At 44.3% G+C, this 21,621-nt stretch carries 35 protein-coding genes; 33 read left to right on the top strand and 2 right to left on the bottom strand.

Going from position 1 to position 21,621, the window contains the following annotated elements; genetic code table 11:
* Positions 1–163 precede the first annotated feature (163 nt).
* Positions 164–928: a DeoR/GlpR family DNA-binding transcription regulator gene (locus tag RMY00_RS13910; RefSeq protein WP_109011917.1), complete on the top strand. Its 765-nt coding sequence runs from the start codon at positions 164–166 to the stop codon at positions 926–928.
* 175 nt (positions 929–1,103) lie between these two features.
* Here the strand turns inward: RMY00_RS13910 and RMY00_RS13905 are convergent, their stop codons facing one another.
* Complete coding sequence (locus RMY00_RS13905; protein ID WP_109011918.1) at positions 1,104–1,643, bottom strand: DUF3172 domain-containing protein; 540 nt, start codon at positions 1,641–1,643, stop codon at positions 1,104–1,106.
* A gap of 562 nt (positions 1,644–2,205) precedes the next feature.
* Here RMY00_RS13905 and RMY00_RS13900 point away from each other — a divergent pair.
* Entirely contained in the window at positions 2,206–3,033 is an 828-nt protein-coding gene (locus tag RMY00_RS13900) for an ABC transporter permease (RefSeq protein WP_322648089.1), read from the top strand.
* Positions 3,034–3,176: 143 nt separating this feature from the next.
* On the opposite strand, the gene RMY00_RS13895 is transcribed toward RMY00_RS13900, so the two are convergent.
* Entirely contained in the window at positions 3,177–3,653 is a 477-nt protein-coding gene (locus RMY00_RS13895; protein WP_322648088.1) for an NAD(P)H-quinone oxidoreductase subunit N, read from the bottom strand.
* Positions 3,654–4,393: 740 nt separating this feature from the next.
* Here RMY00_RS13895 and RMY00_RS13890 point away from each other — a divergent pair.
* From RMY00_RS13890 to rpmE, 31 genes are all read left to right on the top strand, one after another.
* The gene (locus RMY00_RS13890; protein ID WP_322648087.1) at positions 4,394–4,567 is read left to right on the top strand and encodes a hypothetical protein; all 174 of its coding nucleotides are present in this window, start codon (positions 4,394–4,396) and stop codon (positions 4,565–4,567) included.
* 72 nt (positions 4,568–4,639) lie between these two features.
* Positions 4,640–5,272 carry a 50S ribosomal protein L3 gene (gene rplC, locus RMY00_RS13885; protein WP_322648086.1) on the top strand — a complete coding sequence of 211 codons (633 nt, stop codon included), beginning with the start codon at positions 4,640–4,642 and terminating at the stop codon, positions 5,270–5,272.
* Positions 5,273–5,420: 148 nt separating this feature from the next.
* Positions 5,421–6,059 (top strand): 50S ribosomal protein L4, encoded by a 639-nt coding sequence (gene rplD, locus RMY00_RS13880; RefSeq protein WP_100903153.1) that lies wholly within the window; start codon positions 5,421–5,423, stop codon positions 6,057–6,059.
* Positions 6,052–6,366 (top strand): 50S ribosomal protein L23, encoded by a 315-nt coding sequence (locus tag RMY00_RS13875; protein ID WP_069070779.1) that lies wholly within the window; start codon positions 6,052–6,054, stop codon positions 6,364–6,366. Before rplD ends, RMY00_RS13875 begins: the two co-directional genes overlap by 8 nt.
* Before the next feature lie 154 nt (positions 6,367–6,520).
* A complete protein-coding gene (gene rplB, locus RMY00_RS13870) occupies positions 6,521–7,384 on the top strand; it encodes a 50S ribosomal protein L2 (protein ID WP_322648085.1) in 864 nt (287 codons plus the stop codon).
* Positions 7,385–7,476: 92 nt separating this feature from the next.
* Positions 7,477–7,755 carry a 30S ribosomal protein S19 gene (gene rpsS, locus RMY00_RS13865; protein ID WP_012410721.1) on the top strand — a complete coding sequence of 93 codons (279 nt, stop codon included), beginning with the start codon at positions 7,477–7,479 and terminating at the stop codon, positions 7,753–7,755.
* Positions 7,756–7,835: 80 nt separating this feature from the next.
* Positions 7,836–8,192 carry a 50S ribosomal protein L22 gene (gene rplV / locus RMY00_RS13860; protein WP_100903154.1) on the top strand — a complete coding sequence of 119 codons (357 nt, stop codon included), beginning with the start codon at positions 7,836–7,838 and terminating at the stop codon, positions 8,190–8,192.
* Between the two features lie 53 nt (positions 8,193–8,245).
* Positions 8,246–9,031, top strand: coding sequence for a 30S ribosomal protein S3 (gene rpsC / locus RMY00_RS13855; protein WP_322648084.1), 786 nt, complete (start codon positions 8,246–8,248; stop codon positions 9,029–9,031).
* An 87-nt stretch (positions 9,032–9,118) separates the two neighbouring features.
* Complete coding sequence (rplP, locus tag RMY00_RS13850) at positions 9,119–9,544, top strand: 50S ribosomal protein L16 (RefSeq protein ID WP_069070775.1); 426 nt, start codon at positions 9,119–9,121, stop codon at positions 9,542–9,544.
* Positions 9,545–9,547: 3 nt separating this feature from the next.
* On the top strand, positions 9,548–9,775 hold the full coding sequence (gene rpmC, locus RMY00_RS13845) for a 50S ribosomal protein L29 (protein WP_322648083.1): 228 nt from the start codon (positions 9,548–9,550) through the stop codon (positions 9,773–9,775).
* Between the two features lie 6 nt (positions 9,776–9,781).
* Positions 9,782–10,030 carry a 30S ribosomal protein S17 gene (gene rpsQ, locus RMY00_RS13840; protein WP_100901244.1) on the top strand — a complete coding sequence of 83 codons (249 nt, stop codon included), beginning with the start codon at positions 9,782–9,784 and terminating at the stop codon, positions 10,028–10,030.
* A gap of 46 nt (positions 10,031–10,076) precedes the next feature.
* On the top strand, positions 10,077–10,445 hold the full coding sequence (rplN, locus tag RMY00_RS13835; RefSeq protein WP_012410715.1) for a 50S ribosomal protein L14: 369 nt from the start codon (positions 10,077–10,079) through the stop codon (positions 10,443–10,445).
* Positions 10,445–10,798 carry a 50S ribosomal protein L24 gene (rplX, locus tag RMY00_RS13830; RefSeq protein ID WP_109011925.1) on the top strand — a complete coding sequence of 118 codons (354 nt, stop codon included), beginning with the start codon at positions 10,445–10,447 and terminating at the stop codon, positions 10,796–10,798. Before rplN ends, rplX begins: the two co-directional genes overlap by 1 nt.
* A gap of 119 nt (positions 10,799–10,917) precedes the next feature.
* Positions 10,918–11,466: a 50S ribosomal protein L5 gene (rplE, locus tag RMY00_RS13825; RefSeq protein ID WP_229450952.1), complete on the top strand. Its 549-nt coding sequence runs from the start codon at positions 10,918–10,920 to the stop codon at positions 11,464–11,466.
* Positions 11,467–11,486: 20 nt separating this feature from the next.
* Positions 11,487–11,888, top strand: coding sequence for a 30S ribosomal protein S8 (gene rpsH / locus RMY00_RS13820; RefSeq protein WP_109011927.1), 402 nt, complete (start codon positions 11,487–11,489; stop codon positions 11,886–11,888).
* A gap of 72 nt (positions 11,889–11,960) precedes the next feature.
* The gene (gene rplF / locus RMY00_RS13815; RefSeq protein WP_322648082.1) at positions 11,961–12,509 is read left to right on the top strand and encodes a 50S ribosomal protein L6; all 549 of its coding nucleotides are present in this window, start codon (positions 11,961–11,963) and stop codon (positions 12,507–12,509) included.
* 2 nt (positions 12,510–12,511) lie between these two features.
* Entirely contained in the window at positions 12,512–12,874 is a 363-nt protein-coding gene (rplR, locus tag RMY00_RS13810) for a 50S ribosomal protein L18 (protein ID WP_322648081.1), read from the top strand.
* Positions 12,875–13,031: 157 nt separating this feature from the next.
* Positions 13,032–13,559: a 30S ribosomal protein S5 gene (gene rpsE, locus RMY00_RS13805; RefSeq protein ID WP_109011930.1), complete on the top strand. Its 528-nt coding sequence runs from the start codon at positions 13,032–13,034 to the stop codon at positions 13,557–13,559.
* Between the two features lie 48 nt (positions 13,560–13,607).
* Positions 13,608–14,051 (top strand): 50S ribosomal protein L15, encoded by a 444-nt coding sequence (gene rplO, locus RMY00_RS13800; protein ID WP_229471862.1) that lies wholly within the window; start codon positions 13,608–13,610, stop codon positions 14,049–14,051.
* Between the two features lie 74 nt (positions 14,052–14,125).
* Positions 14,126–15,436, top strand: coding sequence for a preprotein translocase subunit SecY (gene secY, locus RMY00_RS13795; RefSeq protein ID WP_322648080.1), 1,311 nt, complete (start codon positions 14,126–14,128; stop codon positions 15,434–15,436).
* Positions 15,437–15,438: 2 nt separating this feature from the next.
* Complete coding sequence (locus tag RMY00_RS13790) at positions 15,439–15,993, top strand: adenylate kinase (RefSeq protein ID WP_322648079.1); 555 nt, start codon at positions 15,439–15,441, stop codon at positions 15,991–15,993.
* Between the two features lie 215 nt (positions 15,994–16,208).
* Entirely contained in the window at positions 16,209–16,433 is a 225-nt protein-coding gene (gene infA / locus RMY00_RS13785; protein ID WP_006196724.1) for a translation initiation factor IF-1, read from the top strand.
* A 117-nt stretch (positions 16,434–16,550) separates the two neighbouring features.
* A complete protein-coding gene (gene rpmJ / locus RMY00_RS13780) occupies positions 16,551–16,664 on the top strand; it encodes a 50S ribosomal protein L36 (protein WP_015129703.1) in 114 nt (37 codons plus the stop codon).
* 115 nt (positions 16,665–16,779) lie between these two features.
* Entirely contained in the window at positions 16,780–17,160 is a 381-nt protein-coding gene (gene rpsM, locus RMY00_RS13775; protein ID WP_104906411.1) for a 30S ribosomal protein S13, read from the top strand.
* A 54-nt stretch (positions 17,161–17,214) separates the two neighbouring features.
* Positions 17,215–17,610 carry a 30S ribosomal protein S11 gene (gene rpsK / locus RMY00_RS13770; RefSeq protein WP_069070761.1) on the top strand — a complete coding sequence of 132 codons (396 nt, stop codon included), beginning with the start codon at positions 17,215–17,217 and terminating at the stop codon, positions 17,608–17,610.
* A 327-nt stretch (positions 17,611–17,937) separates the two neighbouring features.
* Complete coding sequence (locus tag RMY00_RS13765) at positions 17,938–18,885, top strand: DNA-directed RNA polymerase subunit alpha (RefSeq protein ID WP_322648078.1); 948 nt, start codon at positions 17,938–17,940, stop codon at positions 18,883–18,885.
* Positions 18,886–18,917: 32 nt separating this feature from the next.
* Positions 18,918–19,268 (top strand): 50S ribosomal protein L17, encoded by a 351-nt coding sequence (gene rplQ / locus RMY00_RS13760; protein ID WP_322648077.1) that lies wholly within the window; start codon positions 18,918–18,920, stop codon positions 19,266–19,268.
* Positions 19,269–19,342: 74 nt separating this feature from the next.
* The gene (gene truA, locus RMY00_RS13755; protein ID WP_322648076.1) at positions 19,343–20,191 is read left to right on the top strand and encodes a tRNA pseudouridine(38-40) synthase TruA; all 849 of its coding nucleotides are present in this window, start codon (positions 19,343–19,345) and stop codon (positions 20,189–20,191) included.
* A gap of 117 nt (positions 20,192–20,308) precedes the next feature.
* A complete protein-coding gene (rplM, locus tag RMY00_RS13750) occupies positions 20,309–20,770 on the top strand; it encodes a 50S ribosomal protein L13 (protein WP_012410699.1) in 462 nt (153 codons plus the stop codon).
* Positions 20,770–21,186, top strand: a complete 417-nt coding sequence (rpsI, locus tag RMY00_RS13745) for a 30S ribosomal protein S9 (RefSeq protein WP_104906415.1) — start codon at positions 20,770–20,772, stop codon at positions 21,184–21,186. The genes rplM and rpsI overlap by 1 nt, the downstream gene beginning before the upstream one ends.
* Before the next feature lie 97 nt (positions 21,187–21,283).
* Positions 21,284–21,526, top strand: coding sequence for a 50S ribosomal protein L31 (gene rpmE, locus RMY00_RS13740; protein WP_109011936.1), 243 nt, complete (start codon positions 21,284–21,286; stop codon positions 21,524–21,526).
* Positions 21,527–21,621 lie beyond the last annotated feature (95 nt).

Below are 21,621 nucleotides of genomic sequence, written 5' to 3'. Positions count from 1 at the left end.
TGTGATTTCATTAAATGTCAAAATCAATACATTTAAGTGTGCATGAATCTGCTTGAATTCAATTGAAGTTACGGATTACCGTACAAGAACTTGCATATCAATAAGTATAAACTCACAAACACGCAATTTCAAGTTCAAAAACGCAATTTCAGGAAAATTCATTATGCTAACTGCTGAACGACGACAATTCATCTTAGAAATACTGCGTCGTGATAAAAAGGTACTTTCGACAGAACTTAGTGCTGTTCTCAAAGTTTCTGAGGATACGATTCGCCGGGATTTGCGAGAACTGGCAGAAACCGGACTATTGCAGCGTGTTCATGGGGGAGCGCTCCTTAAATCTCCAGCCACGGCCAGTTATGCCGATCGCCAAAAGCAAGCGCCAAAAGAAAAGGAAGCGATCGCTCGGACAGCAGCAAAATTAGTTTGTACAGGACAGGTGGTGATTTTAGATGGAGGTACAACAACTCTCCAAGTAACCCGTCATTTGCCCCTAGATTTGCACGCAACAGTGATCACAAATAGTCCGCCAATAGCAGTTGCTTTAGCAGAACATCCCCATATAGAGGTTGTGATGTTAGGTGGACAACTCTACAAAAAAGCCTTGGTGAACGTGGGTACTGTCACGATTGAGACATTACGGATGATTCGTGCAGATTTGTGCATGTTGGGAGTTTGCAGTTTGCATCCAGAAGTTGGGATTAGTGTACCTAACCTAGATGAAGCCCACGTCAAACGAGCCATGATTGCTGGATCGGCAGAGGTAGTAGGATTAGTGACAGCAGAAAAATTAGACACAGCTGCTCCTTATCTAGTGGAGTCTATTCGTGCCCTGACTTACTTAGTAACTGCACCTACAGTATCAAACAATATGTTGAGTGCCTACAAAGCTTTAGGTTTGACCATTATACGTGATGAGTACGAATGATCTGATGAAAGCAGATGCGATCGCTAGGGATTGGAGAAGCAAGGGAGCAGGGGAGACAAGGGGACAAGGTGACAAGGTGACTTAAGTGATAACTTGCAACAAGTCTTTCCTTTTGTCCCTAATTCTCCTTGTCCCCAAGTCCTCTTCATCATGCCCCATGCCCAATGGCCCAAATCTAAAATCTGTCCGTTTCTTGAGGTGTTCCAACTGCTCCTGGTTGAGCCGTAAAGAAGTTTTGAGCAGCTTCATTCTGATATATACACCTAATATCAGGTTTATCACTGTCTAAATTACCTGTAAAGCCAAAGGTGTTCAGGCGATTTTTGCACTCATTTACCTGCTCAGATGTCACCAACTTGCGGTTCTCTAAAAGCGCCCAGTTATTTTGTCGGATTACGCATCCAGGACGCATACTTGGTTGGGCAACATAGACATTGAAGGGGTTGAGAGTGACGAACAGTCTAGCATCCATCACCATCGCGCTGGCTCCGTACTGCACGCAAATCTCAGGGTTAGGTGCTTTCAAATCAATGAATTCACGAGAAGCCACATTTGATGGAGCTAACGTGGTTGTAGAACTAAAAGCAATGCCAATCCCAATTCCCAAAATCAACACCCCTCCCATAATTGCGATGGTGAAGAGGTTAAAAATTGGGGATTGGAAAATAGAGGGTTTAGAAGTAGTAGCCGATCTACCAGTAGGTTTACGTCTCATTGTTGCTTAATCACCTTCACGCCGATTAGGAAGGGAGTGGTCTAAAGTTTTCTCCCTCTTTCAGTATGCCTATTCTTAACTGTAATTGTCTGCCACTTTTTGGTCAGTCTTCTTCTTAAATGATAAAAATAGTAACTTATGTATATATCTGGACAGAATTTTAACCTTGTCGGTTATTGTTTCCATCTTGAAGAATTGATGAGTATTTTATTTATTTGTCAATTAAGGAATTGTTATTAACTTTATTGTGCTTCACATGCAAATCACAGAGTAACTGTTTTTAAGTTTTACATTGAATTTTATTAGGTAATTATAGCATATTTTTGATATCTACTTAAATAGTCTTGATTGAATTTGCACAAATGAGCCAGTTATCATGCTTGGATTATCTAGCTTTTTGTTTGTAATTTGGCGAAAATTTTGAGCGAAGGAAACCTTTGCTTACAACTTTCCTAGACGAATTTTTCGTATTCGGATGAGATATTTTTTTACTCCTAGTAATTGATATGTCAAACAAGATAAATTAAAATTTAAGAAAGTTTTAATAACTAATTAGAAACAAGTGGCATCTCAAAGAGCGTTATTCTCAAGCAAGAAGTTCAAAACTTCGCAATTTCAAATCTTTCTAGCTGATAGTCTGACTATTTTTTGGGGAGATTGGTTAGATTTACGTGTCAGAATCTTACCAGTTGCTGCATCAGGCTTAATATCCCCACTGATATATATTTTAGCTTTTGGCTTGGGTTTGGGTAGTTCCATCAAACCAGGCTCAGGAATTAGTGGTAACTATAACAACTATTTAGAGTTTATATTACCAGGGATGGTGGCGCTATCGTCAATGACGGTTAGCTTTGCTGGAACGACATTCTCGATTTGTGGAGACAGACTATTTACCAAAACCTTCGAGGAATTGTTGTTAACTCCTATACATCCCTTAGCCTTGTACATTGGCAAAATGTTGGCGGGAGTAGTACGAGGGTTGATGACATCGGCTTCGGTGATTTTAGTAGCAGTCCTGTTGACTGGAAACTGGAATTTTCTCAACCCACTATTTCTACTGTTGGTAGTGCTGAATTGTTCGGTATTTGCTGGGTTAGGGGTGATTGTGGGTTTGAGTGTGCGATCGCTCGAATCAGTTGGACTCTACAACAACTTTATAATTATCCCTATGTCATTCTTAGGAGCGACCTTCTTTGACCCTGGCACATTACCAGTTGCCCTCAAAGTCGTAGTCTACCTGTTACCACTTACCTATGCCAGCATCGGACTACGTGCAGCTGCTCATTTACCCTTGTCTCAGTTTCCTTGGTACAGCATACCGATTTTGCTAGTGATTGCGATCGCTCTTTCTCTCTGGGGTGCTTATAAATTCGCTCACCAACAAGATTAAAATAATTTGTAATTCGTTAAAGCCTTTATGACAATCTGTACTTTAACTTTTGCATCTTGTAGTTTTCGACCCAGCATTATTGAAATACTGATTGAATTGAGTCATTAGTCATGAGCAAATGACTAATGACTAATGACAAAGGACTAACTAGCTAAGAGAGTTTTTTCTAGAGAAGTCCAACGGAAGGCGCGATCGCCACCTCTCTCAATGACTACTCTTACTCGTGGTTCTAACTGAGGCAAATTCGTTAAATACTCAAGTTCCTCATTGGAAAGAATATGCCCTTCAATAATCCACAATACCAGCCCCTTAGACTTTGGTGGTAACTGTTCTAGATGAGAATTGATAATTGGTGGCAAGTAGTACACATGACCTACTGCTGCACCACTACCAGTGCTTTTTTTACCAAGATGAGGAGGTCTGACTCCATGAATTCTTGTGAGATACGCAGCTACATCACCCAGTCCCTTGGCGGTAATATGGAGGGTAGTATAGCCAGCTGCGCGTAGTCGGCGCTGATATCGACCTTCATAACCCCCTTCCAGAGGTACATACACTCCAAGAGCGCCAAATTTTTCCAAATCGCGGATTAAACCATTGCCAGTGGTAATTAGTGCCATAGATTTTCGTCTTATCCCACTTAGATATCTCTATTATTTACCCTGAACCGATAGATTAAAAGCATTTTTTTGGGAATTGGGCATTGGAAAGAGGACAAGGAGAATTGGGGACAAGGGGAAAGACTTGTTGGAAGCTCTAAACTTTTGTCCCCTTGTCCCCTCTGCTCCCCCACTCCCCACTCCCAAAAAATAACTCTATAAATTACTAGACAAACATAAATAAATAATTTATATTATTAGATTGTGACCAAAGACGCAAATCAGACTAGCTTCTTACTGTCATTTTGAGATAGTGTTAGCATCAAAAGCTGATGACTCAATCCAAATTGGATAATCTAACTCAGATTGATCATAGACTGGTAAACTAAGAAAGCTTTCAGGTCAAAATTGGAGCTTATGGACGAAGAATTAAAGCCAATCCAAAGCTCCAGAGTACATTTACTCCTGTGCCTCTGAAAAAGCAGGCGAAATCTTAAACAATAGTTTAAGGTGTTTAAGGAAGTGAAAACTGAGCAGCAATGTTGGTTTCATGGCATTACGTCAGTCTCAGTTAACGGATACTGGGTGGTAAAAACCGCTTAAGTCCAACTGCAACACGGCAGTAGCCAATCTCCGGGAAGCCGTCTTATGGGCGTCTAAAAATCGGAAGACCCGCCGACAGCGCTGCCTCCAGAAAGTGCCAGAGCAATTGCTTGGACGAAAGCATTGCTGCACACAGCTTTAAGCTGTAGCGCCTTGCATTGATTCCAGAAGTTACTCCTTCCCAAGGGGAAGAGACTTGTGGCTGTTCTGGTGATCTAGTGAGTGAAGCTAAACAGATTCACCAAGCAGTACGGACACGGTTTGTTGTGTCCGAAAGTATTTGGAGCGGTTTATTTAAACCATTCCAAATTTCGCAGGCTAACCCAGCCTAAACTGATGCGTACAAAGCGTGTCCTCTAGAGTCCAAGTCCAAGGTCAGCAAGTAGAAAGGAGAACCAGTTACTGTGTCTGTAGGTATTCTCGGCACCAAGCTGGGCATGACCCAAGTATTTGACGAAGCAGGAGTAGCTATTCCTGTAACTGTCATTCAAGCAGGGCCATGCACCGTTACACAAGTTAAAACAAAACAAACCGACGGTTACTTTGCCATTCAAGTTGGTTTTGGCGAAGTCAAACCAAAGGCACTAAACAGACCACTACTGGGCCATTTAGCTAAATCATCTGCCCCAGCATTGCGTCACCTAAATGAATATCACACCGAAAGTTCTGGTGATTATGCTTTAGGTCAAGAGATTAAAGCAGATATTTTTAGTGCAGGTCAAATTGTCGATGTAGTCGGCACAAGTATCGGTCGCGGCTTTGCGGGCAACCAGAAGCGCAACAACTTTGGTCGGGGGCCCATGTCCCACGGTTCTAAAAACCACAGAGCGCCGGGTTCTATTGGTGCTGGTACAACACCAGGTCGTGTCTATCCAGGTAAGCGGATGGCAGGCCGTTTAGGTGGCAAACGGATCACAATCCGTAAGCTGACCATAGTTCGAGTTGATGCAGAACGCAACTTATTGCTTATTAAAGGAGCAATTCCTGGTAAACCGGGCGCTTTAGTAAGTATTGTGCCTGCAAAAACAGTGGGATAGTCAAAAGTCATTAGTCAAGAGTCATTAGTCATTAGTCATTGGCTAAGGACAAATGGCAAAAGACAAATGACAAATGACGCCACCTGCTTCACTTGGGGAGACCCCAAGACCGCAGTGGCTCACCAATGACAAAGGACAAATAACAAAGATGGTTGAAAGCGTAGTTAAAAATTGGCAAGGAGAACAGGTTGGCGAGACGACCTTTGAGTTGCGCGTTGCCAAAGAAGAAACAGCATCTCATATTGTACACCGCGCCTTAGTCCGGCAATTGACTAATGCTCGTCAAGGAAATGCCAGTACAAAAACTCGTTCAGAAGTCAGAGGCGGTGGCCGTAAACCTTGGCGACAAAAAGGTACTGGTCGCGCTCGTGCAGGGTCTATTCGTTCGCCATTGTGGCGTGGTGGTGGTGTAATTTTTGGGCCAAAGCCTAGAGACTTCAACCTTAAGTTAAATCGCAAAGAGCGACGTTTAGCACTACGGACAGCATTTGTCAGCCGCATTGAGGATTTGATCGTAGTAGAAGAATTTAGCACCGAGCTATCTCGCCCAAAGACTAAAGAATTAGTGGCAGCGCTTGCCCGTTGGGGAGTAGTACCAGAAAGCAAGTCACTGTTAATCTTGTCTGAAATTGCGGATACAGATAACGTTTATTTGTCAGCCCGCAACATTGAAAATTTAAAACTAATTGCAGCCGACCAGCTAAATGTTTTTGATTTACTGCACGCTGACAAAATTGTAGTTACGGCATCAGCCCTAGAAAAAATTCAGGAGGTCTACAGTGCCTAGCTTTGACCCCCGTGACCTTGCCGACTTAGTGCGTCGCCCAATCGTCACCGAAAAAGCGACTATCTTGATGGAGCAGAATAAGTATACCTTTGAAGTAATTCCAAAGGCATCTAAGCCAGAAATCAAGGCTGCGATCGAAGACTTGTTTCAGGTCAAGGTTGTAAAAGTCAACACCACCCTACCACCGCGTAAAAAGCGGCGCGTTGGTAAATTTATTGGTTATAAACCCCAATATAAGCGAGCCATTGTTACCGTCGCACCTGGGGATGAAGACAAGATTAGACAAGTTCTATTCCCAGAAGTCTAGGAATTTTAGATTTTAGATTTTAGATTTTAGATTGAGGAGTTTACTCAATAAGTCCCCAAGATGGTCGCAATTAGTTAAACACTCATTAAATCTAAAATCCAAAGTTCAAAATCCAAAATTAAGTAAATCCAAAATCCAAAATCCAAAATAGATTATGGGTACTCGTTCTTATCGCCCTTATACCCCCAGTACTCGCCAAGTTACAGTTTCTGACTTTGCGGAAATCACAAAAACCGAGCCAGAAAAATCCCTAACTACCTCGAAGCATCGCGCCAAAGGTCGGAATAATACTGGGCGGATTACTAGTCGTCGCCGGGGTGGCGGACACAAACAACTTTACCGAATCATCGATTTTAAAAGGGATAAACATAATATTCCTGCCAAAGTCGCAGCAATTGAATACGATCCTAACCGCAATGCCCGAATTGCCCTTTTGTATTACCAAGATGGCGAAAAACGTTATATCCTCCATCCCAATGGGTTGAAAGTTGGAACAATAATTATTTCTGGGCCTGAAGCTCCTTTTGAAGATGGTAATGCTTTACCTCTTTCAAAGATTCCCTTGGGTACTGGTGTTCACAACGTAGAACTGACTCCTGGTAAAGGTGGTCAAATTGTGCGTGCTGCTGGTGCTAGCGCCCAAGTTGTGGCAAAAGAAGGTAATTATGTAACTCTCAAATTGCCTTCAGGAGAAGTCCGCTTGATTCGGCGCGAATGCTACGCCACCATTGGGCAAGTAGGCAACACCGATGCAAGAAACCTGAGTGCAGGTAAAGCAGGGCGAAATCGCTGGAAAGGTCGCCGTCCTAAGGTTAGAGGAAGCGTCATGAATCCAGTGGATCACCCACATGGTGGTGGTGAGGGTAGGGCACCTATCGGTAGATCAGGGCCTGTTACACCTTGGGGTAAACCCACATTGGGCGCGAAGACACGCAATCGTAAGAAACTTAGCAGCAAATTGATTATCCGTCGTCGCCGTAAGTCTTCCAAACGCGGTCGCGGTGGTCGTGAGTCTTAAAGAGTTAGGAGTTAAGAGTTATAAGTTGAGAGTAAAATCTAACTCCTAATTCCTCACTCATCATTCCTAAATCCTAAATCCAAAATTGAACTATGGGTCGTTCTCTAAAAAAAGGTCCTTTCGTTGCGGATCATCTCCTAAAGAAAATTGAAAAGCTCAACGACAACAACAGAAAAGAAGTTATTAAAACTTGGTCAAGAGCTTCGACAATTTTGCCTCTAATGGTAGGTCATACCATAGCTGTTCACAACGGACGCCAACACGTTCCAGTTTTTGTAAATGAACAGATGGTAGGTCACAAATTGGGTGAATTTGCCCCAACACGCACCTACAGGGGTCATGGAAAAAGCGACAAAAAAGCGGGTAGGTAGTCATTAGTTATTAGTCATTAGTCATTAGCTAAAGACAAGTGACAAATGACAAATGACAAATGACAAAATTGGAGAAAATTATGGCTACTAATACTACTGAAGTAAAAGCGATCGCTCGTTTTATCCGCATCTCGGCCTATAAAGTGCGTCGGGTACTCGATCAAATTCGTGGGCGATCGTACCGTGAAGCGTTAATTATCCTGGAATTCATGCCCTATCGCGCTACTGAACCCATATTAAAAGTTCTCAGAAGCGCTGCTGCTAATGCCGAACACAACGCTGGGTTAGATCGAACTCAACTAGTGATTACTCAGGCTTATGCCGATCAAGGGCCATCTCTGAAGCGATTCCAACCAAGAGCGCAAGGTCGAGCTTACCAAATTCGCAAACCGACGTGTCATATTACTGTGGCTGTTGGAGCCGCCCCAGAAAAATAATCACGTTTACACGAATAAATTGGGTAAAGTAAGAAATTTTAGAGGAAGCATTCGTGGGACAGAAGATTCATCCAGTTGGTTTTCGCCTGGGTATTACACAAGAACATCAATCCCGTTGGTTTGCTGTTCCTGATCGCTATCCAGAACTTTTACAAGAAGACCACAAACTGCGTCAATATATAGAACAAAAGCTGGGTAGGCAGGCTCAAAACAACGCCGGAATTTCCGAAGTGCGGATTGAGCGCAAAGCTGACCAAATCGACTTAGAAGTACGTACCGCTAGACCAGGTGTAGTAGTGGGTCGTGGTGGTCAAGGTATCGAATCCTTGCGTACCGGACTCCAAGGGTTGTTGGGTAGTAATCGTCAAATTCGCATTAACGTAGTTGAAGTCCAACGAGTTGATGCTGATGCCTATCTAATTGCCGAATATATTGCTCAACAATTAGAACGTCGGGTTTCCTTTCGGCGCGTAGTGCGGCAATCAATTCAACGGGCCCAACGCGCTGGTGTCCAAGGTATTAAAATCCAAGTTAGTGGTCGGCTCAACGGTGCAGAAATTGCCCGGACAGAGTGGACTCGTGAAGGTAGAGTACCTTTACATACCTTACGGGCTGATATTGACTACTCTTATTGCACAGCAAAAACTGTTTACGGCATTTTGGGCATCAAAGTATGGGTGTTCAAGGGAGAAATTATTCCTGGACAGGAACCAGATCCGCTACCACCAGCAAGCCGCGAACGCGATCCCCGCGATCGTGGCGATCGCGATCGTGAACCCCGTCGTCGTCAACAACAACGTCGTCGCCAGCAATTTGAAGACCGCTCAAATGAAGGATAAAAGGGGAATGGGGCATGGCGCATAGAGAATTGACAATGCCCAATGCCCAATGCCCAATGCCCAATGCCCAGTACCTAGTAGCCAATCATGTTAAGCCCTAGAAGAACTAAATTCCGCAAACAACAGCGCGGACGGATGGAGGGACTAGCCAGCCGTGGTAGTACCCTTAACTTCGGTGATTTTGCGCTCCAAGCGCAAGAACCGGCTTGGATTACCTCGCGGCAAATCGAGGCTTCCCGTCGGGCAATGACTCGTTATATTCGTCGGGGTGGACAAATCTGGATTCGGATTTTCCCTGATAAACCTGTAACCATGCGTCCTGCTGAAACCCGGATGGGTTCCGGTAAAGGTAATCCAGAGTTTTGGGTAGCTGTAGTTAAACCAGGACGAATTTTGTTTGAAATCGGTGGAGTTTCTGAAGAAATTGCTCGTGAAGCAATGCGTTTGGCTTCATTTAAACTGCCAATAAAAACTAAGTTTATTGTGCGCTCTCAACCACAGGAGCAGGAGTAACTTATGCCTCTTCCCAAGATGTCAGAAGCTAGAGAATTAAGTGACGAGAAGCTTTCTGATGAAATTGTCGCTATTAAAAGACAACTATTTCAGTTGCGCTTGCAAAAAGCTACAAGACAACTAGAAAAGCCTCACCAGTTCCGCCAAATGCGACACCGCCTAGCCCAGTTGCTAACGCTAGAAACAGAACGCAAACGGGCAGCAAGTCAATCGGCTAAAGAAGAAAAGTAGGAGATTATGGCAGTTAAAGAACGAGTTGGCTTGGTAGTGAGCGATAAAATGCAAAAAACTGTGGTAGTAGCCATAGAAAACCGCGCTCCTCACCCCAAGTACGGCAAAATTGTGGTTAACACCCAACGATATAAAGTTCACGACGAAGAAAATAAGTGTAAAGTAGGCGATCGCGTTCGCATTCAGGAAACTAGACCCCTGAGTAAAACCAAGCGCTGGAAAATCACAGAAGTCCTGAACGTCAAGCCTACTTAAACCTCATCGTTGTTAGAAATTAACAACATTACAAGGGAGAATAATTGTGATTCAACCCCAGACTTACCTGAATGTCGCAGATAATAGCGGTGCCCGCAAACTAATGTGCATCCGCGTTTTAGGCGGAGGCAATCGTCGTTATGGTTTTATCGGCGATAAAATTATCGCCGTTGTCAAAGATGCTACACCCAACATGGCTGTAAAAAAGTCTGATGTTGTGGAAGCAGTAATTGTTCGCACTCGGAAAGCTGTAAGTCGTGACAGTGGCATGAGTATTCGCTTTGATGATAATGCTGCTGTGATCATCAACAAAGACGGTAATCCCAGAGGTACACGGGTTTTTGGCCCAGTTGCTCGGGAACTGCGCGATAAAAACTTTACTAAAATTGTTTCTCTGGCTCCGGAGGTGCTTTAATGGCAACCAAACAAGGTACGCCCAAAGTATTCCACAAAATGCACGTCAAAACTGGCGACACCGTACAAGTGATTGCTGGCAAAGACAAAGGAAAAGTTGGTGAAATTATCCAGGCACTTCCCCAACTGAGTAAAGTCATCGTCAAAGGTGTCAACATTAAAACCAAGCACGTCAAACCCCAGCAAGAAGGGGAATCAGGGCGGATTGTCACCCAAGAATTCCCGATTCATAGCTCTAACGTAATGCTTTATTCTACTAAGCAAAATGTTGCCAGTCGTGTTTGTTATACCTTTACCTCAGAAGGCAAAAAAGTTAGAAAACTCAAGAAAACTGGCGAGATTCTGGATAAATAGTTATTAGTCATTGGCCATTAGTCATTAGTTATAAAGACAAATAACAAAAGACAAAGGACAAATAACGAAGGACAATAAAAGTTCCCTGACCAAGCCCAGGGATATCAGGACAAAAAACTATGGCGACAACAAGACTCAAAACCTTATATCAAGAGACAATCGTCCCCAAACTGATCAATCAGTTTCAATATACCAACGTTCATCAAGTACCGAAGTTGGTAAAGGTTACTATTAACCGGGGTTTGGGTGAAGCAGCTCAAAATGCGAAGTCGCTGGAAGCATCCATAAACGAAATTTCAGTGATCACTGGTCAAAAACCAGTGGTGACACGGGCGAAAAAGGCGATCGCTGGCTTTAAGATTCGTCAAGGGATGCCTGTAGGGATCATGGTTACTCTCAGAGCCGAACGGATGTATGCCTTTTTCGACAGACTAGTTAGCCTGTCACTACCCAGAATCAGAGATTTTCGCGGCGTTAGCCCTAAAAGCTTTGACGGACGCGGTAATTATACTCTAGGTGTCAGAGAACAGCTAATTTTTCCAGAAGTCGAATACGACAGCATCGATCAAGTACGTGGTCTGGATATTTCCATCATCACCACAGCAAAAAACGACGAAGAGGGACGCGCCTTACTTAAAGAATTAGGAATGCCCTTTCGCGATCAATAAGTTCATCTATAGAGGGAACGATGGCGGCTAACGACACAATTGCAGATATGCTGACGCGCATCCGCAATGCCAACCTGGCGCGGCATCAAACTACACAAGTGCCAGCTACAAAAATGACCCGGAGCATTGCCAAAGTGCTACGGGAGGAAGGCTTTATTGCTGAAATCGAAGAAGCAGAAGAAGGGGTAAAACGCAATCTAGTGATTTCCCTGAAATACAAAGGTAAAAACCGTCAGCCTCTGATCACTGCCTTAAAGCGAGTGAGTAAGCCTGGCTTGCGTGTTTATTCCAACAGAAAAGAATTACCAAGAGTACTAGGCGGCATTGGCATTGCCATTATTTCTACATCCAGTGGGATTATGACTGACCGCGAAGCGCGGCGTCAGAACTTGGGTGGCGAAGTACTTTGTTACGTTTGGTAGTCATTGGTCATTAGTCATTTGTCATTAGTGAAGGACAAAGGACAAAGGACAAATAACAAAGGACAAAAAGTCATGTCTCGTATTGGTAAACGTCCAATTACTATTCCCGCCAAAGTTCAAGTGGCGATCGATGGTACGAATATTGTGGTGAAAGGCCCGAAAGGAGAACTTTCTCGCACTCTCACACCTAATGTCTCGCTCTCTCAAGAGGGAGACATATTACAGGTAAATCGTCGGGATGAAACTCGTACCTCAAAGCAACTGCACGGCTTGAGCCGTACTTTAGTTGCCAACATGGTTGAGGGAGTTTCCCAAGGTTTTCAACGCCGTTTAGAAATTCAAGGTGTTGGTTACCGGGCACAAGTTCAAGGGCGTAACCTAGTTTTGAATATGGGTTATAGCCATCAAGTGCAAATTGAACCACCAGATGGAATTCAATTTGCTGTAGAAGGTACCACTAACGTCATTGTCAGCGGCTATGACAAAGAAATCGTAGGCAACACAGCCGCCAAAATTCGTGCCGTTCGTCCACCAGAACCTTACAAAGGTAAAGGTATTCGCTATGCCGGTGAAGTGGTCAGACGGAAAGCTGGTAAGACTGGTAAGGGTGGTAAGAAGTAGAAATGAAACTTACTCGTAGAGAATCAAAAAACCGTCGTCATCGACGCGTTCGTGGCAAAGTTATTGGCTCTCCAGAACGTCCGCGTTTAGCGGTATTTCGTTCTAATGAGCATATTTATGCCCAGATAATTGATGATACTCAACATCAAACCATCGTGGCAGCATCGACTGTAGAACCAGAGTTGAAATCTAGTTTAGCGTCAGGTGCAAACCGCGATGCATCTGTGCAAGTTGGTAAATTGATTGCAGTGCGATCGCTAGAAAAAGGCATCACCAAAGTAGTCTTTGATCGCGGTGGTAACTTATATCATGGTCGTGTCAAAGCATTAGCTGATGCAGCACGCGAAGCTGGTTTAGATTTCTAAAGTCATTAGTCATTAGTTATTGGACAAATGACAAAGGACAAAAGACCCTTCGGGTGACGCTCCTGCGTCGCTATCGCTTCGCTAACGCCAGTTACTCATGGGGGAGACCCCCAAGACCGCACTGGCTCACAAATGACGTTCACCAGAGCACTAAATTATGGCAACAGAGCGTAAAAGTAGAACAAAGCGTGCCAAAAAAGAAGAAACCACTTGGCAAGAACGGGTTATCCAAATCCGACGCGTAAGTAAAGTGGTCAAAGGTGGTAAAAAACTCAGCTTCCGAGCGATCGTTGTTGTCGGTAACGAACGTGGTCAAGTTGGTGTTGGAGTAGGCAAAGCCTCAGATGTAATTGGCGCCGTTAAAAAAGGCGTAGCCGACGGCAAAAAACACCTCATTGATATCCCTATCACCAAATCTAACTCTATCCCTCATCCCATTAATGGTGTTGGTGGCGGTGCGAAAGTGATGATGCGCCCAGCCTCACCTGGTACTGGGGTAATTGCTGGTGGTGCTGTGCGGACTGTGTTGGAATTGGCAGGAGTTCGTAACGTCTTAGCCAAGCAACTTGGCTCTAACAATCCGCTCAATAATGCTAGAGCCGCAGTCAATGCCTTATCTACACTGCGGACTCTTTCTGAAGTCGCAGAAGATCGCGGTATTCCTATTGAAAGTCTCTACATTTAGTAGAGTCCCACTTACAGAGCTTTTGTGTAAACAAGAACTAATTACATCATGAGACTCAACGATGTTAAGCCGCAAAAAGGCTCAAAGAAACGCAAGAAGCGTGTAGCCAGAGGTATTTCTGCCGGTCAAGGTGCCAGTGCTGGTTTAGGTATGCGAGGTCAAAAATCTCGTTCTGGTAGTGGCACTCGTCCAGGTTTTGAAGGTGGTCAACAGCCATTGTACCGCCGCTTACCTAAGCTGAAGGGCTTTCCGATTGTTAATCAGAAGATTTACACTACGATTAATGTAGAGAAGCTAGCCTCTCTTCCTGCTAATACGGAAGTAACTTTGACCTCCTTGAAAGCCGCAGGCATCCTGACTGCTGTCAAGGGGCCATTGAAAATTTTAGGTAACGGGGAATTGAGCATTCCGCTCAAGGTACAAGCGGCAGCTTTCACAGGTTCAGCTCGTAGCAAAATTGAGGCAGCTGGTGGTAGTTGTGAAGTCTTATGAGTGAGCCGGAACAGCGCACTTAAATGGAAGCCAACTCGCTGTCAGCGCCTGGTTCACTATAAAGGTAGCACTCTATGATCAGTCGAGATAAAGCCCCAACGGCTCAAGAAACTTTTATGCAGATGGCGCAAGCAGCTGGCCTCAGAGGTAGGCTGCTTGTTACCGTCGGTATTTTAATTTTGGTTCGCCTGGGTATCTTTTTACCCGTGCCAGGCATTGATAGACCTAGATTTGCCGAAGCCATATCAGGCAATAATTCCATATTCGGCTTATTGGATATATTTTCCGGGCGAGGACTTTCAACTTTAGGAGTCTTTGCTTTAGGGATTTTGCCCTTCATTAATGCGTCTATTATCATCCAATTGCTCACCGCAGCGATTCCATCTTTAGAAAATTTACAGAAAAATGAAGGTGAAGCAGGTAGGCGCAAAATATCGCAAATTACCCGCTATGTCACTGTAGTTTGGGCAATTCTACAAAGTACAGCTTTTTCGGCATTATTCCTCCAGCAATTCGCCTTAAAGCCAGGGCCAATTTTCGTAGCTGAAACTGCGATCGCTCTAACTGCTGGTTCCATGTTCGTAATGTGGGCATCAGAACTGATCACAGAACGTGGTATTGGTAACGGAGCATCATTGCTGATTTTTGTCAACATTGTCGCGTCATTACCAAAAGCTTTAGGCGATACCATCGACTTGGTACAAGTTGGTGGCAGGGAAACAGTGGGTCGTGTGATCGTGCTGGTCTTAGTTTTCCTGGCAACAATTGTTGGGATTGTGATTGTGCAAGAAGGAATGCGCCGCATCCCAATTATTTCGGCTCGTCGCCAAGTAGGTCGGCGAGTATTGGCAGAACAGCGTAGTTATCTGCCTCTGCGGTTAAATCAAGGCGGCGTGATGCCAATTATTTTTGCTGCTGCCATCCTCAGTTTGCCACTGCTGATCGCTAATTTTACAAAAAATGCCGATTTGGCGAATATAGTTAACACTTATTTGAGTCCAAGCGGTTCTAGCTCCTGGGTCTATGCCTTGGTCTACATGATTTCCATCGTTTTCTTTAGCTACTTCTACTCTTCTTTGATTCTCAACCCAGTAGATGTAGCGCAGAACTTGAAGAAAATGGGTTCTAGTATTCCTGGAATTCGTCCCGGCAAGGCAACTAGCGAGTATATCGAACGCGTGTCCAATCGACTAACTTTATTGGGTGCGATCTTTTTGGGCTTGGTTGCTATTATCCCCACCGCCGTGGAAAGTGCTTTGAATGTGAAAACTTTCCGAGGAATAGGTGCCACCTCTTTGTTAATTTTAGTTGGTGTGGCAATTGAGACAGCCAAACAAGTCCAAACTTATGTCATCTCTCAGCGCTATGAAGGAATGGTGAAATAATAGTGACGCGATTAATCTTCTTGGGGCCACCTGGAGCGGGTAAAGGAACACAAGCTCAAACTTTGGCTGAACACTTGAATATTCCCCATATTTCTACTGGTGAAATCTTGAGACAAGCCATGAAAGAGCAAACTCATTTGGGAATCAAGGCTCAAGCTTATGTTGATAGTGGCGAGTTAGTACCCGATCAGCTTGTGCAGGACTTGGTACAGGAACGCCTCAATCAACCAGATGCCAAAAATGGTTGGATTCTTGATGGTTTTCCCCGCAAAGTGACCCAAGCAGGTTTTCTGGAGAAGTTACTGGAAGAAATACATCAGAGTGGCGAAAGGGTAGTCAACCTAGATGCACCAGATGAAATTGTGATCGCACGTTTGCTAGCTAGAGGACGAAAAGATGATACCGAAGAGGTGATTCGTCGTCGTTTAGAAGTGTACCGCGCTGAAACTGCACCTTTAATTAATTATTACGGCGATCGCAAAAAACTTCTAACAGTCAATGGTAATCAGTCCCAAGAAGATGTCACTAATGAACTGCAAAGGGTAATTGCTTCCTGAAGGGGGGTAAAAAATGGGGAATAGGGAGTAGGAAATAGGGAATTAACCAATACAGACGCTATTAATCACGTCTCTCCCCACTCCCCATACCAAGAAAAAGATCAATTTTAGCTAAGATATATTAATAAACTGTTGATATATTTCTTAAAGTGTGTTCTCTTGCAGATAAAGTGCTGCAACTGAACACGAAATTGTTGAGTTGAGGAAAAAACAAATTGTCTAAGCAAGATTTGATTGAAATGGAAGGCACGGTTACAGAGTCCCTGCCCAATGCGATGTTTCGCGTTGACTTGGACAATGGCTTTAACGTGCTAGCTCACATTTCCGGCAAAATTCGCCGAAATTATATCAAGATTTTGCCCGGCGATCGCGTCAAGGTAGAACTAACTCCTTACGACTTAAGCAAAGGCAGAATTACCTATCGACTAAGAAAGAAGTAAGTATATGTAGAGAATTTTACCATAAAACCATTTTTTTGGCTGTTTACTAGTCATTTAACTGGATTAATTTCCCTAGAAATGCTATAATTTTATATTTGGAGTCAAAAAATAAAAGGCATGAAAGTTAGAGCCTCAGTCAAGAAAATTTGTGAAAAGTGTAACGTAATCAAACGTCGTGGTCGCGTTATGGTGATTTGCGTGAACCCAAAGCACAAGCAACGTCAAGGATAACACTCTTACCAACAGAGTGAGTTGCAGGACGCATATCATCATTAAAACGAAAAGACGCGATTAATCACGTTTTTCCAACCAACAGTAATTGCGAGAACAATAGGGAGAGTTCATTGTGGCACGTATTGCCGGAGTAGACCTTCCACGCGATAAACGCGTTGAGATCGGTCTGACTTACATCTATGGAATTGGTTTATCACGTTCTCAAGAAATTATAGCGGCTACTGGTGTGAACCCAGACACTCGCGTTAAGGACTTAAGTGATGCCGATGTGACAGCCCTAAGAGGGGAAATAGAAACCAACTATCAAGTTGAAGGCGACTTGCGGCGCTTGGAGTCTTTGAACATCAAGCGCTTAGTTGACATTGGTACCTACAGAGGTCGTCGTCATCGCATGGGCTTACCAGTAAGAGGACAAAGAACTCGCACCAATGCCAGAACCCGTCGAGGTAGAAGGCAGACAGTGGCTGGGAAGAAGAAGGCTCCAGGGAAATAATTTTGCAACGCTTGCTAATCCAAGCAAGTTTTACCTTAAATCAACTAAAGAAGTATGGCGAGACAACCAACTAAAAAAACCGGGAGCAAGAAGCAGAAACGGAATGTACCCAGTGGGATGGCCTACATCCAGTCTACTTTCAACAATAGCATTGTCACCATTACCGATCAAAATGGAGATGTCATCTCCTGGGCTAGTGCTGGTTCTAGCGGTTTTAAGGGAGCAAAAAAGGGAACTCCCTTTGCAGCGCAAACTGCTGCTGAAAGTGCAGCCCGTAGAGCCATCGATCAAGGAATGCGCCAAATTGAGGTAATGGTAAGTGGGCCAGGAGCAGGTAGAGAAACCGCTATCAGGGCACTTCAAGGAGCAGGACTGGAAATTACACTCATTCGGGATATTACCCCCATTCCTCACAATGGTTGCCGTCCACCCAAGCGCCGTCGAGTTTAAACACCAAGACTTGGGCATTGAGGGCGAGAAGCTACAATCAAACTAAGTAAAGTTACTTACGACGTCCAGTTGGGCTTCTAACGTGTAAATTGTCATTGTGTGAAAGCTTGGGCGACCAAAAGTGCGTCAGATTTCCCAGAGGGAAAGCTGTATAAACTTCGGGAACCCAAAATATTATTAGCGCCTGCAAGCTCAATGGGAGTGTCAAACTATACCGTAATTTTATACTAATAGTTTGATATACCTATAATCTACAGGACATAAATTCAATTCGGGAGGCAATTGATTTGTCTGCTAGCAGCACCTTAGAAAAAGGGAGGCTCATCCGTGGCGCAGTTTCAGATTGAATGTGTAGAGTCGAATACTGAAGAAAGTCGGAACCATTACAGTAAATTTGTTCTGGAACCTCTAGAACGCGGTCAAGGAACAACAGTTGGCAACGCACTGCGGCGAGTTTTACTCTCCAACCTAGAAGGTACAGCAGTTACAGCAGTGCGGATTGCAGGCGTTTCACACGAGTTTGCTACAGTTCCGGGCGTGCGGGAAGATGTGCTGGAAATCCTCATGAGAATGAAGGAAGTTATCCTAAAAAACTATTCCTCGCAGCCTCAGATTGGTAGATTACTCGTTAGCGGCCCCGCGACAATCACTGCGGCGCATTTTGATTTGCCTAGTGAAGTAGAAGTTATCGATCCGACCCAGTATGTAGCCACCATCGCTGAGGGTGGAAAGCTGGAAATGGAATTTCGGATTGAGAAAGGTAAAGGCTATCGCACTGTAGAGCGAGGACGTGAAGAAGCCACATCGTTGGATTTTCTGCAAATCGACTCCATATTTATGCCAGTGCGAAAAGTCAACTACAGTGTTGAAGAATCTCGTGGGGAAGGCTTGATTCCAAAAGACCGACTGCTGTTGGAAGTTTGGACAAATGGCAGTGTTTCCCCCCAAGAAGCACTATCTTCGGCCGCTGGGATCTTGGTAGATTTATTCAACCCGTTGAAAGACATCTCCCTAGAACCAACAGACACAGGTTCAGAGATTCCAGACGATCCAACTGCCCAGATACCCATCGAAGAGTTACAACTTTCTGTGCGGGCATATAACTGTCTCAAACGGGCACAAGTTAACTCTGTGGCAGATTTGTTGGATTATACCCAAGAAGACCTCTTAGAAATTAAGAACTTTGGGCAGAAATCAGCAGAAGAAGTCGTGGAAGCTTTGCAGCGACGCTTGGGCATCACCCTGCCAATGGAAAGAGGCTCTAAACACCCTTAAGAAAAACCGTTCATAACTCATAGTGCATAATTATGCGTCACCGTTGTCGCGTCAAAAAACTCAGTAAACCAACTGATCAACGCCGTGCTTTACTGCGATCGCTCACCACCGAGCTGATCCGTCATGGTAAGATCACCACCACTTTAATTAGAGCGAAAGTTCTCCGAAGTGAAGTGGAAAAAATGATTACTCTAGCTAAAAATGGCTCCTTGGCAGCACGCCGGGAAGCTCTTGGCTACATCTTCGACAAACAACTGGTTCACGCTCTATTTGAGCAAGCTCCTACTCGATATGGCGATCGCCAGGGCGGTTATACCCGCATCCTCCATACCGTACCGCGTCGGGGCGATAATGCAAAAATGGCGATAATTGAATTGGTTTAAGTCATTAGTCATTAGTCATTGGTCATTAGTGAATAGCAAAGGACAACTGACAAAGGACAAATGACAAAATCTGTATGTTAGAAAGCCACCAGCCTACACAAACTCATCGAGTAGCCTTGGTAATTCAATACCTGGGCACTCATTTTCATGGCTGGCAACGGCAAAAAAAACAACGGACTGTCCAAGAAGAGATAGAAAGAGCGATCGCTACTATTCTTGGGTATCATGTAACACTACATGGTGCTGGGCGAACCGATTCTGGAGTTCATGCTGCTGCTCAAGTAGCCCATTTTGAAGCAACAGGTTTAATTCCGCCTCACAAGTGGGCAACAATCCTCAACAGCTATCTGCCGCCAGATATATTAATCAGGGCTTCAGCTAGTGTAAATAACCGTTGGCACGCTCGCTTTAGTGCAGCTTATCGACGGTATCGTTACACAATATATACTGAAGATCGGCCTAACTTGTTTGTAAGACCCTTCAGTTGGCATTATTATTATGCACCCCTGGATGAATCTTTAATCCAAGCTGCCTTGAAACCTCTCTTAGGAAAGCATCACTTAGCTGCTTTTCACCGTGCAGGCTCAAAGCGATCGCATTCCTGGGTAGAAGTGCAAGCAGCAGAGTGTCGTCGTAGTGGGCCATTTATCCATATTGAAATACAGGCAGATGGATTTTTGTATGGCATGGTACGGCTGTTGGTAGGGATGCTGGTACAAGTAGGTTCTGAACAACGAACACTTTCTAGCTTCACCGAACTCTGGAAAGAACAACGCCGGGAAGAAGTGAAACACGCCGCCCCGCCCCAAGGCTTGTGCTTGTTGCGAGTCGGCTATCCCGATTTTCCCTTTCCAAAAGAGATTTGGTACGACACCTTGCCAAAGTTCGTCACTAGTCAAGAGTCATTAGTCATTGGTCAGTAGAGACGCGATTAACCCTTGTCTGTACAATCGTCATTAGTGAATAACAAAAGACATCTGACAAATGACAAAAGACAAATGACTAATGACAAATTAAAAATGACAAAGGACAAATGACAAATGACAACAGTTAAAACATACCTTCCTTCTCAAGCAACCCTTGAGCGTGAGTGGTACATAGTAGACGCCACCGATAAACGTCTTGGTCGCCTCGCCAGCGAAATCGCTCAGGTATTGAGAGGTAAAAAGAAACCCGAATATACACCTCATTTAGATACAGGTGACTTCGTAATCGTCATTAATGCCGAGAAAGTAGCAGTCACAGGCAAAAAGCGTACTCAAAAGCTTTACCGCCGCCATTCTGGTCGTCCCGGTGGGATGAAAACGGAAACTTTCGCTAAACTGCAAGATCGCATACCAGAGCGGATTTTAGAACAAGCTGTTAAAGGTATGCTACCTAAAAATAGCCTGGGTAAGCAGTTGTTCACCAAGCTGAAAGTCTATGCTGGGCCTACGCATCCTCATGATGCTCAAAAACCTAAAGAATTAAAAGTTAGTACAATTCCTGGAGAAGAAAATTAATGGTAGTAGCAGATGCTAATAGCGGTCGCGCCGTATACTGGGGTACTGGACGTCGTAAGAACGCAGTAGCACGGGTACGCTTGGTTCCAGGCACCGGTCAACTGATTGTGAACGGTAAAGATGGAACCTTGTATTTCCAATTTAACCCCAACTACCTGGGAGTGATCAAAGCACCCCTGGAAACTCTGGGACTAGAAAACGAATATGACATTTTGGTAAAAGCAGAAGGCGGCGGCTTGACCGGACAGGCTGATTCTGTTCGTTTGGGAGTTGCTCGTGCTTTGTGCCAACTAGACCCAGACAACCGCCCACCTTTGAAAACCGAAGGTTACTTGACTCGCGATCCGAGAGCAAAAGAGCGGAAGAAATATGGTTTACATAAAGCTCGAAAAGCGCCTCAGTACTCTAAGCGTTAGGGAATTGGACATGGGGCATCTCCCCCAGTCCCTAATTCCCTAGCTCCGATTGAAACCTGAAAGTTATAATTGATATAGATTCATCACAAAAGGAACAATGGCTAAAGCTGATATTCACCCCAAGTGGTATCCAGATGCTAAAGTTTACTGCAACGGTCAAGTTGTTATGACTATTGGCTCTACTAAGCCAGAATTGCATGTAGATGTTTGGTCTGGAAATCACCCATTTTACACCGGCACTCAGAAGATTATTGACACTGAGGGTCGAGTAGAGCGCTTCCTCCGCAAGTACGGCATGAGCAGCACTCAAACATCTGGCGACGATCAAAACAAAAAGTAGCGGGTTGGCTCTGCTGTTAAGACGGCCCTGCATCAGCTGGGTCGATTTTCATTTATATGCTCGAGCCAATTTGTTATTTTTTAAGGAGCGATCGC

The organism is Nostoc sp. ChiVER01 (genome assembly GCF_034531155.1).
Classification (GTDB): domain Bacteria; phylum Cyanobacteriota; class Cyanobacteriia; order Cyanobacteriales; family Nostocaceae; genus Nostoc.
The sequence above is the reverse complement of the archived record's forward strand: the minus strand, read 5'-3'. Positions and strand labels throughout refer to the sequence as shown.

What these genes read in the sequence shown, in the direction of transcription:
- RMY00_RS13910 (WP_109011917.1), top strand. Translation starts at nt 164, where the DNA reads ATGCTAACTGCTGAACGACGACAATTCATCTTAGAAATACTGCGTCGT.
- RMY00_RS13905 (WP_109011918.1), bottom strand. Translation starts at nt 1,643, where the DNA reads ATGAGACGTAAACCTACTGGTAGATCGGCTACTACTTCTAAACCCTCT.
- RMY00_RS13895 (WP_322648088.1), bottom strand. Translation starts at nt 3,653, where the DNA reads ATGGCACTAATTACCACTGGCAATGGTTTAATCCGCGATTTGGAAAAA.
- rplD (WP_100903153.1), top strand. Translation starts at nt 5,421, where the DNA reads ATGGTTGAAAGCGTAGTTAAAAATTGGCAAGGAGAACAGGTTGGCGAG.
- rplB (WP_322648085.1), top strand. Translation starts at nt 6,521, where the DNA reads ATGGGTACTCGTTCTTATCGCCCTTATACCCCCAGTACTCGCCAAGTT.
- rpsS (WP_012410721.1), top strand. Translation starts at nt 7,477, where the DNA reads ATGGGTCGTTCTCTAAAAAAAGGTCCTTTCGTTGCGGATCATCTCCTA.
- rplV (WP_100903154.1), top strand. Translation starts at nt 7,836, where the DNA reads ATGGCTACTAATACTACTGAAGTAAAAGCGATCGCTCGTTTTATCCGC.
- rplP (WP_069070775.1), top strand. Translation starts at nt 9,119, where the DNA reads ATGTTAAGCCCTAGAAGAACTAAATTCCGCAAACAACAGCGCGGACGG.
- rpmC (WP_322648083.1), top strand. Translation starts at nt 9,548, where the DNA reads ATGCCTCTTCCCAAGATGTCAGAAGCTAGAGAATTAAGTGACGAGAAG.
- rpsQ (WP_100901244.1), top strand. Translation starts at nt 9,782, where the DNA reads ATGGCAGTTAAAGAACGAGTTGGCTTGGTAGTGAGCGATAAAATGCAA.
- rplX (WP_109011925.1), top strand. Translation starts at nt 10,445, where the DNA reads ATGGCAACCAAACAAGGTACGCCCAAAGTATTCCACAAAATGCACGTC.
- rplE (WP_229450952.1), top strand. Translation starts at nt 10,918, where the DNA reads ATGGCGACAACAAGACTCAAAACCTTATATCAAGAGACAATCGTCCCC.
- rpsH (WP_109011927.1), top strand. Translation starts at nt 11,487, where the DNA reads ATGGCGGCTAACGACACAATTGCAGATATGCTGACGCGCATCCGCAAT.
- rplF (WP_322648082.1), top strand. Translation starts at nt 11,961, where the DNA reads ATGTCTCGTATTGGTAAACGTCCAATTACTATTCCCGCCAAAGTTCAA.
- rplR (WP_322648081.1), top strand. Translation starts at nt 12,512, where the DNA reads ATGAAACTTACTCGTAGAGAATCAAAAAACCGTCGTCATCGACGCGTT.
- rpsE (WP_109011930.1), top strand. Translation starts at nt 13,032, where the DNA reads ATGGCAACAGAGCGTAAAAGTAGAACAAAGCGTGCCAAAAAAGAAGAA.
- rplO (WP_229471862.1), top strand. Translation starts at nt 13,608, where the DNA reads ATGAGACTCAACGATGTTAAGCCGCAAAAAGGCTCAAAGAAACGCAAG.
- secY (WP_322648080.1), top strand. Translation starts at nt 14,126, where the DNA reads ATGATCAGTCGAGATAAAGCCCCAACGGCTCAAGAAACTTTTATGCAG.
- rpmJ (WP_015129703.1), top strand. Translation starts at nt 16,551, where the DNA reads ATGAAAGTTAGAGCCTCAGTCAAGAAAATTTGTGAAAAGTGTAACGTA.
- rpsK (WP_069070761.1), top strand. Translation starts at nt 17,215, where the DNA reads ATGGCGAGACAACCAACTAAAAAAACCGGGAGCAAGAAGCAGAAACGG.
- rplQ (WP_322648077.1), top strand. Translation starts at nt 18,918, where the DNA reads ATGCGTCACCGTTGTCGCGTCAAAAAACTCAGTAAACCAACTGATCAA.
- truA (WP_322648076.1), top strand. Translation starts at nt 19,343, where the DNA reads ATGTTAGAAAGCCACCAGCCTACACAAACTCATCGAGTAGCCTTGGTA.
- rplM (WP_012410699.1), top strand. Translation starts at nt 20,309, where the DNA reads ATGACAACAGTTAAAACATACCTTCCTTCTCAAGCAACCCTTGAGCGT.
- rpsI (WP_104906415.1), top strand. Translation starts at nt 20,770, where the DNA reads ATGGTAGTAGCAGATGCTAATAGCGGTCGCGCCGTATACTGGGGTACT.
- rpmE (WP_109011936.1), top strand. Translation starts at nt 21,284, where the DNA reads ATGGCTAAAGCTGATATTCACCCCAAGTGGTATCCAGATGCTAAAGTT.